Origin of the sequence: Stieleria sedimenti, assembly GCF_025060895.1 — a bacterium.
GTDB lineage: Bacteria > Planctomycetota > Planctomycetia > Pirellulales > Pirellulaceae > Stieleria > Stieleria sedimenti.
In genome coordinates this window covers 18505-28386 of the sequence record NZ_JANZKV010000128.1, presented here as the reverse complement: position 1 = coordinate 28386, position 9882 = coordinate 18505, and the positions used below count along the sequence as shown (strand labels likewise).

Below are 9882 nucleotides of genomic sequence, written 5' to 3'. Positions count from 1 at the left end.
CTAAATCGACAGCCCGCTAGCCGCGTAGTCCCGGTGAACCAAGTCCAGCGTGCCAAGCGGACGCTGATCGAGTGTTGAAACGTTTTTTCGACCTCGCCGTGATCACTTTGGCATCGGCGTTTGGTCCAGCCCACTTCTCCACCGACCACAAACCGCGAAATGTCCACATTTGTGTTGGCTGCCACATCGGATTGATGCTTGATTGCCCTACGAGCCTATGGCACGGCGCAGTTACCGCACGATACTCGCTTTTCATCGCGCCGCGGCAGTTATCGGCCACGCATTTTCCAAAACGCGCCGATGAAAAATTACATTTTAGGGCCCCACGTAGGGACCCATGATTTTCGGCCGTAGGGGCCCGTAAAGCTGAAGCCATAAGTCGTTGCTGGATCACGACTTAGGAATGGGCGTTGAGGGACTCGAACCCCCGACCCCCTCGGTGTAAACGAGGTGCTCTAGCCAACTGAGCTAAACGCCCTTGCAGGGATGCGATTGTCGCCACGGGCCAGCAGGGGACGCGGCTGTGGCGCGGTGGAGTCGCATCGACCTTGGGCGTTTCAGACGCCCGGGGTTTGGTGGATAGGATCGACCAGGAATTGCCGGGCGGTGACAGAATTCCGCCAAAACGGGCAACGTTTTCCTCGGTCGCAATTAGCGGCCGAGCATCCGGGCTCGCTTGTTGCGTCGCTCCGCCTGGATCTTCTGGCGGCGACGAATCTCGCTGGGTTTTTGGTAATGCTCGCGGCGACGCATTTCTTTTTTGATTCCGCTGCGTTCGACCAATTTTCGGAATCTTCGGACTGCCTCTTGGATTGTTTCGCTGTCACGGACCATCAACTTAACCATTGTTTCTCCATCTGCATCGTTAGAACCTCTGATTTTGACTTGGAATCGCTACCAAACCCAGATCGGCCCCCCAGAGTGTGCCGTCAGCCACACTTGGGTGGATTTCGCGCAGGGGCCGATTGAGAGACGCGGGAGTGTAACGATCGGCATACCACTCCCGCAACGGCCATCCTTTTCGGATCGAACAGATTTCCCACGGTTTCTGGCATTTCCCCCCGCCGCCCCTGTGTTTCGCCGTCGGGCGCGACAGGAACGCACAACTCAACACCGCCGTTCCCGCCGCCCTGGCAACCGGCCGGAAATCCGGCAGAGCCCCGATAACCGGCAATCTTTGCCCAGTTGAGCTGACTGGTTTGTTTGGAGCGGCACGAACGATCCCTCCCCGTTTCGTCCGATGGCAACGGTGCGACCGCTTCGTTCGCTCGCTTTGCTAGACCCCTCGTCCCCGCATCGAAAGTTCTTGCCGATGGCCGTCCCCCCACATCACTTCGACGACGAACCCGCTGAGTCGCAACCGGGTGGATTGCTGGGGGAACTTGAAAGACGCCAGGACGACGTGCTAGGCAAGCTGGACGAACTGGACGCCAAGCTCTCCGAGGTCCTCAAGGGGCTCGAGCCCGGGGCAAATCCGGCCGGCGAATCCACTCCCGAGGAGCCCGTGGGAGACGTCGCCGCACGCCTCCGTGCCCTCAACCTCGCTCTTGAAGAAGAAGCCTTGGAGAACGACGGGCTGCAGGATGACGACGGAGATGACTTCGAGCCGGCCGACGACTGGGCATAGCGGTTGTGGGGCTGCCGACAAGGATTCGTGGCGACCGTCGGCTCTCTTGATGTGTAAATAGGCTTCCAGCCTGTCAGTTCAGCATCGACGAGCCTGGAAGCCTATCCCACGTATTTTCCGTGCGTTGCTAAATGGCGGGAGTGCCGATGAATTCAGCCGGTTCACGCCAACGTCGAGGTGGCGGGGGTGGAGAGGCGGGAGCCTCCGGTGCCGTGCGTGACCAGGCGGAGCCTTGTCACGAGGGGATGATTCGGGGCGGAATGTTTTTACCCAGGGGACGAGGCCCGGTAGGCGTCGCGGAGGACTTGCATCGTGTGTCGGGGCCGGATCGGTGACCCGCGGCGGCGCAGGTGGTTGGCGATCTGCGTCAAGCAACCGATGTTGCCCATCGCCACCACGTCCGCTTCGGTCGCCACCACGTTGTCCGCTTTTTGGCGACCGAGCGAATCGGCGACTTCGGGCTGGTCGATGTTGTAGGTTCCGGCCGAACCGCAACACAGGTGTCCGTCGGCGATCTCCACCAACGTCAACCCAGGCACCCGTTCCAATAGACGTCTCGGCTGCGACCGAACCCCTTGGGCATTGGCCAAGTGACAGGCGTCGTGATACGCGACCGTCTGCTGTGCCGCAGACGCTGGAAACGGTGCCAGCTCGCCAAGCCCGGTCAGGTACACCGAGACGTCACATACCTGTTTGGTAAATTCCACCGCACGGGCTTCATCGGGCGTGCCCTTGAGGATCAATCCGTACTCGTGCAGCCCGCTGCCGCAACCGGCGGCGTTGGTCACGATCGCATCGATGTCGCTGGGAAAGGCGTCCAGATTCTGCTTGGCGAATGTTTGTGCTTGCTGCAGATTCCCGACGTGCCACGACAGCGCTCCGCAGCACCCTTGCGACTGCGGGACGATCACTTCGATCCCGTTTCGGTTGAGCACTTCGATGGTCGCCGTGTTGATGTCGGGATCCAACACCGTTTGGGCGCATCCGGCCAACAACGCGACGCGTCCACGTTGCTGGCCGATCGCCGGGTAGACTTCACGCAGCGGCGCCGCCTTGGGAAGCGATTCGGGCAGCAGTTCCAGCATCACTCGAATCGGGCCGGGCATCCATCGCGCGAGCGGTTTCACCCATCGCCCGGAGAGGGCTGCCAAGCGGAACCGTCTCGGATAGGGAAGCGTCCACTGGGCAAGCGTGCGTTTGAAACGATCAGCGAGCGTGCGCCGACGTTTGGATTCATGGATGGCTCGAAACGGGCTGATCAAATCACCGTAGGGCACTTCCGAAGGGCAGGCCGGGACACACGCCAGGCAACCCAGGCAAGCGTCGATGTGCGGAGCCGCGGTCTCGATCGGCAACGTGCCCTCGAGCACCTCCTTCATCAAAATGATCCGGCCGCGGGGGGAATCTGTCTCGCGCCCCAGCTCTTGATACGTCGGGCAGGCCGACAAACAAAAACCACAGTGCACACAGGTGCTCACCGCGTCGGCCATCGTCTGGCCCATCGGACCGTGCCGGGACGTTTCGATCTCGTGTCGCATCATTCACCTCCCAGGTTGGGGAAACGTCCCGGCGGGTCCATCGCTTCTTTGATTTTTTGGTCAATCGGGGCGGAGCGTCGTGTGCCCCGCATCCAGCGACCGGTTGAATCCTGATCGCTGCGGATGACCAAGCCGGTCATCGACGCGTCCACCAGGAACGTATCGACGTCTGCGAGCATGTCGTCGGCGACGGCCAGCCAGCCGATGCTGCCGGCAACGCTGGCGTGCAAGGAGACTTTGTCGCTGCGGTCGTCGCACCACGTTGCCAGTCGCTGCATCTGTTGCAGCACCATCGGAATCTTGACGATGGAGCGTCGATTTGACCCGCCAAAGCGAAGCTGCATCAGTGGTGCCCACGACTGGACGGCTTGTTCATCGGTCATCGGTTCGACGGTGTGCGTTTGGAGAGAGCGACTGATGTCTGTCGCGATCGCATCACAGACGGCTTTGGCAGCGCCGATGCGGATCCAGATCGAACGGGACTCGGATCGGTAATCGATCGCGTCCAGTTCCCATCGGCCTCGCGCCAGCGCTGCGATCAGCCGCGAGGCATCTTCGTGGTCGGCGGATTGCAACCGATAGGTGTGGAATTCACACGGCCGCGGGAAGACTTTGAAGGTCAATGCGGTGATCGCGCCCAAGCGGCCGCAGCTGCCGACCAGCAGTTTCGGGATGTCGAATCCGGCGGCGTTCTTGACGACTTTCCCACCGGACTGGATCAGGTTTCCATCGCCGGCGACGAATTGGGCGCCCAAGACAAAATCACGTACGCCGCCGTAGCGATGCCGACCGGGACCACTGATCCCGGCGGCCAGCGTGCCGGCGATCGTCGCGCCTGCCCCAGCCGCCGCGTTGTCATCAGCCGTCGCATCGGCTTCGGTCAGAAAGGGATCGAACGGCAGGTACTGGTTTTTCGCCGCCAGGGCCGCCTTGATTTCGGCGAGCCTCGTTCCCGCCAGCGCGGTGAACGTATACTCCGAGGGTTCGTATTCGATGATCCCCGAGAGCGAGCGTGTGCTGACCAGTTGGGTCGGCGCAGTGACCGATGAAAGCGCCGGCTTGGTGCGATTGCCGACGACCAGAATCGATTCGCTGTGGCGGACCAACTCTTGCAAGGCTGCGATCGTTTCGACCTCGACGAATTCACTCACGGCTGATCACCCCGGCCTTTTCCAGCGGGTGCAATCCGTGGCTCGACAGCGCGGGGGCTTCGGCGCCGGGGAACATTTTCCCGGGGTTGGCGATCGTCTGGGGATCAAACGCGGCTCTCAAGCGGTGCATCAATTCCATCGTGGGTTCGTCGTACATTTTGGGAAGAAACTCGCGTTTTTCCATCCCCACACCGTGTTCGCCGGTGATCGACCCGCCCATCTGGACACACAGGTCGAGGATTTTTCCGGCCAGTGCTTCGGCGCGTTCCAATTCACCGTCGACCGAATCATCGAACAAAATCAGCGGATGCAAATTGCCGTCACCGGCGTGAAAGACATTGGCCACACGCAGCCCCGAGTCTTTGGAAAAGCCTTCGATCGCTTCCAAAGCTTCGCCTAAACGCTTGCGCGGAACGACGCCGTCTTGGACCAGAAAATCGGGGCTCAGTTTTCCGACCGCTGAGAAGGCGCTTTTGCGACCGGCCCAAATCCCGTCGCGCTGCTGATCGTCGGCGGCGACAACCGTTTCGAAGGCGTCGGTCGCGGCGATGATCGATTCGAGTTGCTTCTTTTCGGCTTCGATCTTTTCGCGTGGTCCTTCCAATTCGACGATCAACACGGCGGCGGCACCCTTGGGGTAACCGCACTGCGTAGCGGCTTCGGCCGCTTCGATCGCGAGCGCTTCCATGATTTCCATCGCCCCGGGCAACAGCCCCGAATCGATGACCGCCGAGACCGCGTCGCCGGCCGCACGCAGGGATCGGTAACCGACCAACACCGTGTGAAAACACTCCGGTTTGGGCAGCAGACGCAGTGTGATTTCCAGCGCGACCCCGAACAATCCTTCGCTGCCGCAGAACAGCCCCGTGAAATCCGGTCCGATCGATTCCAGGGACTCGCCGCCGAACGTGACGATCTCCCCGCTGGCCGTGACCGCACGAATCCCGATCACGTGGTTGGATGTCATGCCATATTTCAGACAGTGGGCGCCGCCGGAATTGAACGCGATGTTGCCGCCGATCGTGCAAATTTTTTGGCTGGACGGATCCGGAGCGTAGTACAAGCCGTGTCGCGCCGCGGCCGCCGAAACGTGCAGATTGATGACACCGGGCTGCACGACCGCGATCCGATTGTCGGGATCGACCTTGATGATCTGTCGCAACCGATTGAGCGAAATCACGATGCCGCCGGCGACGGGCATCGACCCGCCGGAGAGACTGGTGCCGCTGCCACGTGCGACGAAGGGCACCGCGTGCTGATCGCACCAACGCACCGTCTGGACGACTTCGGTTTCGTTTTGCGGGATCACCACCGCCAGTGGCCGACAGCGAAACGCGGTCAGCCCGTCCGATTCAAACGCCGCCTGCGACGCAGCGTCGTCGCTGAGCCGACCGGGCGGCAGCAGGTCGCGAAGCGTTTGCAGATCGACCGATGGCATGGCAATCAAACCGTTGGGAAGGGAGCGTGGGGAATCGTCGGAACTGTTTGATTTGTTGGCTAGGTTAACATCAATGACAGGGCCCGGACGCTGGCGCGAACCGGCTGATGTCAAACGATGATCAGTCGTCCGTCGCGAGCCTACGGGCCACAACCCGAGGAAACGACGCTCAACTTTGTGGTATTGGGCTAAAGACAGGCTTGCAACGCGGCGAGCAAGGTCAGCACATTCTTTTTGGTGGCGGATTCGCCCATCAGTCCGATTCGCCATGCTTTACCGGCGAACACCCCCAGGCCGCCGCCGATTTCGATGTCAAACTCATCGAGCAGGCGTCGGCGGATGGCGGCTTCGTCGACGCCCTCGGGGACCGTGACGCAATTGAGTGTGCAGAGCGAATGATCCGGGATGTAACACAGCCCCAGTTTTTGCAGCCCATCACGGAGCAGTTCGTGCATTTCACGGTGGCGTGCGATGCGTGCTTCCAAGCCTTCTTCCAAAACGATCGCCAGGGCTTCGCGGAGCGCGTAGACCATGTTGATCGGCGCGGTGTGATGATACGCCCGTCCGCCGCCACCGGTGTAATAATTTTTCAACATCGAAACGTCCAAGTACCAGGATTGGGACTTGGTCGATCGCGCTTCGATCCGCTCGATCGCGCGGTCGGAGAACGAGACGGGAGACAACCCGGGTGGGCAGGAGAGGCATTTTTGCGTTCCGGAATAAATCGCATCGATGCCCCACTCGTCGACGCGAAGGTCGTGGCCGCCCAGCGAGGTGACCGCGTCGACGGCGAACAGCATTCCGGCGTCGTGCAACAAGTCGCCGACGCCGCTGAGGTCCTGCAGGGCACCGGTGGAGGTTTCGGCGTGGACGACGCCCAGCATTTTTGCCTTGGGGTGGGCCGCAACGGCTTCGGCGAATTGGTCCAGCGTGAACGATTTGCCCCAAGGGATCTCGACTGCATGAACGGTCGCGCCGCAACGCTCCATGTTGTCTTTCATGCGGCCGCCGAAAACCCCGTTGATCATCACGATCGCTTCGTCGCCGGGTTCCAACAAGTTGACCAGAATCGCTTCCATCCCAGCCATTCCGGTCCCGGAGACGGGAAAGGTGAGCGAGTTTTGGGTGCGGTAGACCTGTCGAATCATCTCACAGGTCTCATCCATGTACCCGATGTATTGGGGATCGAGGTGCCCGAGTGTGGGAGCGGAAATCGCTTGCAAAATACGCGCCGGCACCGTGCTGGGGCCGGGTCCCATGAGCAATCGTTGTCGAGGATGAAGTGGAGAGACCATCTTGGATATTGACAGGTTAAGGGCTGGCTGGCAAAGACATGGCTGAGAATTCTACGCGAAACCCGTCTCGGCTTCGACCGCCGAACCTCCTGATCGCGTCACCTTTACACGGGACACCGCTACCGATGAAAAACGAAATCGAACGAATCACCCACCTGGAGATCCAATTGGCCCACTTGCAGCGTCAATACGACGTGCTCAACGATGTCGTGACCGAGCAAGCGTTGTTATTGGATCGCGTCAACAAACGGATCGCCAAGTGGGAGCAGACCGTTGACCGCATCAAGCATGCAACCGAACCGACCGCGGATCCGCTCAATGAAAAACCGCCACACTATTGAACCGCCACACGATTGGGAAACGGGTGATCATTCGCGCGGTGATCGCAACGCCAAGGCGACTTCGGGGCGAAGCTGTGAGAAGGCTTCGATGCCGTCGATCGACACGTCGGTGCCGGTCAAGCCGACCGACAACAAACGGGGCGCTTTGGTCAGCCGCAACAACGATCGGTTGTCCAGGTTGCTGTCGCGAAACGAAAAACCGGTCGTCAATGACAACGCGACTTCGGCTGCGGCGGGCAGTTGGACGTTGCAATCGACGAACGTCAAATTCGTTGAGAGCTGCCCCAGCGTGTTGACGGCTCGCGGCGTGACGGTGGCATACTGCACCTCCACCCCGTCAATGCTCCAATCGTGATGGGGGCGATCGCAGTTTCCGAAACGCGGCTTGATCAGCGTCACGAAATCCAGATTTTTGATGCCGCGGAGGGACTGGATCAATTCATCATCGACGACCGCGTTGGTCAACCAGACGCGTTCCAGCTGGCCCAGCAGTGCAATTTCTTTGGCAACCGCGCGGTGTTGGCAGTCATAGTGCAGGTCGATCAGCCGCGGAAACTTCGCCGCCGCCGTCAGCGCTTCGCCGTCCATGTAACCGCCTTCGACATGCAGCGTCCACAGGGTGTCGGTCGCACCGAGCCGAGACAGCGCGTCGCCGTCGACTTCGAAAGCCGTTTCCTCTCGCGACGCCAAACCGAGCCATTTGACTTCATCCAAACACCAACGGTCGATGTTCTTTTCGGAGAAGGATTCGTAGGAAATCGCGGCTCGATTTGCCCTCCCCGACCAGGCTTCACCGAACAACTCGCGCAGTCGGTTGGGAAGGTACAAGCCTTCCTCATCGAGATGCCACAGCCCCATCTCGACGCGTCCGCCGAAGTCGCGGACTTCACTGATCATCCGCTGGCGAACTTGGATTCGCTTGATCCCCTTGCTGTAGCCGCCGAAACACAGTGCGGTGCAGGCGGCGGCGAAGAGAGCCGTCCGAATAGAAACCTGTTTTTCACCGATCAGCATGAAGGTCAGCGTGATCCAGGCGAGTCCGAACAGTCCGGCAAACATCATCGACAAACCGTACGTCGTCCAACCGGGCGGATACGAACTGACGTAGCCGACGCAGGCCGTCAACGAAATCCCGCTCAGCCCCATGAACGTCGGATGTCGACCGAGGAACTGCCGCAGCGCGCGACCCAGACGCGTCGCTTTGAACCAGATCGCCAGGGTGGCAAAAAACAGCAGCAACCCGATCGAACTTCCGCCGGCGGTCTTGGGTTCGAAGGCGCGGCGGACCACCATCGAGTTTGCGCTGGGGCCGGAAAGTTCGGTCAACACGGCGGCCGGGGCAAACTGGGAGACGACCGCAGTGGGCGGTCTAGAGTGTTGCGGGGCGACGACCGGTGCGTGGGAGTAAACCTCCGCCTCGCCGAATCGATCATCCAGCTCAAAATGAATCCGGTTCCATTGCGTTTGCGAACTCCATTGCCTGGCAGTCGTTACCTGTTCGGGGTACCACAATCCGGTCGCCGAATCCTTTTGAAATGTATCGATGTGAATCGTCTTCCGTTCCGGCCACCGATCGCCGGCCGGAGTCTCGTAGATCTGACGGAGCGGCAGCAGGAAGCGATCTTTTGCCAAGTAAACCTCGCAACCGGTCATCACATCCAAGTCTTCGTTGTTGATGCCGTACCACCGCACCTTCCAGCACGGATGGCCATCAAGCTGGACCTCTTCGACTTGGGGTTCACCGATCACCGTTTGTGGTGGAAACAATCGGGTCTGGTAGTCGTCCAGTAGCAGCCAATCGAGATGCCGCGAGTAGTAATACTCGACGAGCACGCCGTGCGGTAACCTCGGCGCGCCGTTGCGTTCATAGGCGTTGATGTTGGTCGACAGCGGGCGGTTGATGGCACCGTGCAGAGAACGGATCCGTCCGACTTGACCATCGTAGGCAAAGATCATCTTCTGCAGGGCCGGTTCTCGACGTTCCGCCCGAAACCGCTCGCCCAGTCGCAGGAAGTCGTCGACGCAACTGTAAGTGAGGGTCTGCTTCGACCAGTCGATCGAACGGTCGCTCGCTGTCGCAGGTTCATCCCGCACCGTCTCAAAGACTTCGATCCTGCGATTCAATCCCCAACCCTGATAGGCTTCCCGCAGAGCGTCGACTTCGCGTTTCAGCTGATCCAGTTTGTTGGGGATCGTCCGCGCCGCGGCATCGGTCTGGTCGGAACCGACGGCCGCTGAATTCACCGTCGGAGCAGGAGCGGTGGGCGAATCAGACGTAGTTGAGTCTGCGATCGCGGCGGCGCCGGTCGAGAGCACTAACATCAAACAAGCGATCGAAAAACGTCGCCCCAACGCGATCAGCGATCGTCGGGCTGGTCGCCCGGCAGACCGTGGCCCCGAATTCAATTCCAAGCGTCGAGTCAAGGGTCGGCTGAACATCATGGCTCGCAGGTTGTCTCGTGCACATCGTTCAAAAAGCGGGATAAGATCCG

General features: G+C 60.4%; 9 protein-coding genes and 1 tRNA gene. 2 read left to right on the top strand and 8 right to left on the bottom strand.

Annotated features, from left to right (window positions below; translation table 11 throughout):
* The 3 genes from NZK35_RS16900 to rpsU form a co-directional block, all read right to left on the bottom strand.
* Nucleotides 1–185 (bottom strand): hypothetical protein (locus tag NZK35_RS16900; RefSeq protein WP_259633710.1); only part of this gene is annotated, 185 nt, incomplete at its 3' end.
* Nucleotides 186–404: 219 nt separating this feature from the next.
* A tRNA-Val gene (locus NZK35_RS16895) sits at nt 405–478 on the bottom strand.
* 173 nt (nt 479–651) lie between these two features.
* Nucleotides 652–846: a 30S ribosomal protein S21 gene (gene rpsU / locus NZK35_RS16890; protein WP_094417928.1), complete on the bottom strand. Its 195-nt coding sequence runs from the start codon at nt 844–846 to the stop codon at nt 652–654.
* Between the two features lie 466 nt (nt 847–1312).
* Here rpsU and NZK35_RS16885 point away from each other — a divergent pair, with 466 nt between their 5' ends.
* On the top strand, nt 1313–1627 hold the full coding sequence (locus NZK35_RS16885) for a hypothetical protein (protein WP_259633709.1): 315 nt from the start codon (nt 1313–1315) through the stop codon (nt 1625–1627).
* Nucleotides 1628–1893: 266 nt separating this feature from the next.
* On the opposite strand, the gene NZK35_RS16880 is transcribed toward NZK35_RS16885, so the two are convergent.
* The 4 genes from NZK35_RS16880 to NZK35_RS16865 all read right to left on the bottom strand — a co-directional run bounded on the left by NZK35_RS16880 (nt 1894) and on the right by NZK35_RS16865 (nt 7013).
* The gene (locus NZK35_RS16880; RefSeq protein ID WP_259633708.1) at nt 1894–3165 is read right to left on the bottom strand and encodes a (Fe-S)-binding protein; all 1272 of its coding nucleotides are present in this window, start codon (nt 3163–3165) and stop codon (nt 1894–1896) included.
* Nucleotides 3165–4316 (bottom strand): FAD-binding protein, encoded by a 1152-nt coding sequence (locus tag NZK35_RS16875; protein WP_259633707.1) that lies wholly within the window; start codon nt 4314–4316, stop codon nt 3165–3167. Before NZK35_RS16875 ends, NZK35_RS16880 begins: the two co-directional genes overlap by 1 nt.
* Nucleotides 4309–5754, bottom strand: coding sequence for an FAD-binding oxidoreductase (locus tag NZK35_RS16870; protein ID WP_259633706.1), 1446 nt, complete (start codon nt 5752–5754; stop codon nt 4309–4311). Before NZK35_RS16870 ends, NZK35_RS16875 begins: the two co-directional genes overlap by 8 nt.
* A gap of 188 nt (nt 5755–5942) precedes the next feature.
* The gene (locus NZK35_RS16865) at nt 5943–7013 is read right to left on the bottom strand and encodes a pyridoxal-phosphate-dependent aminotransferase family protein (protein ID WP_259633705.1); all 1071 of its coding nucleotides are present in this window, start codon (nt 7011–7013) and stop codon (nt 5943–5945) included.
* 161 nt (nt 7014–7174) lie between these two features.
* Here NZK35_RS16865 and NZK35_RS16860 point away from each other — a divergent pair, with 161 nt between their 5' ends.
* Entirely contained in the window at nt 7175–7390 is a 216-nt protein-coding gene (locus NZK35_RS16860; RefSeq protein ID WP_259633704.1) for a SlyX family protein, read from the top strand.
* A 27-nt stretch (nt 7391–7417) separates the two neighbouring features.
* Here the strand turns inward: NZK35_RS16860 and NZK35_RS16855 are convergent, their stop codons facing one another.
* The gene (locus NZK35_RS16855) at nt 7418–9712 is read right to left on the bottom strand and encodes a hypothetical protein (protein WP_259633703.1); all 2295 of its coding nucleotides are present in this window, start codon (nt 9710–9712) and stop codon (nt 7418–7420) included.
* Nucleotides 9713–9882 lie beyond the last annotated feature (170 nt).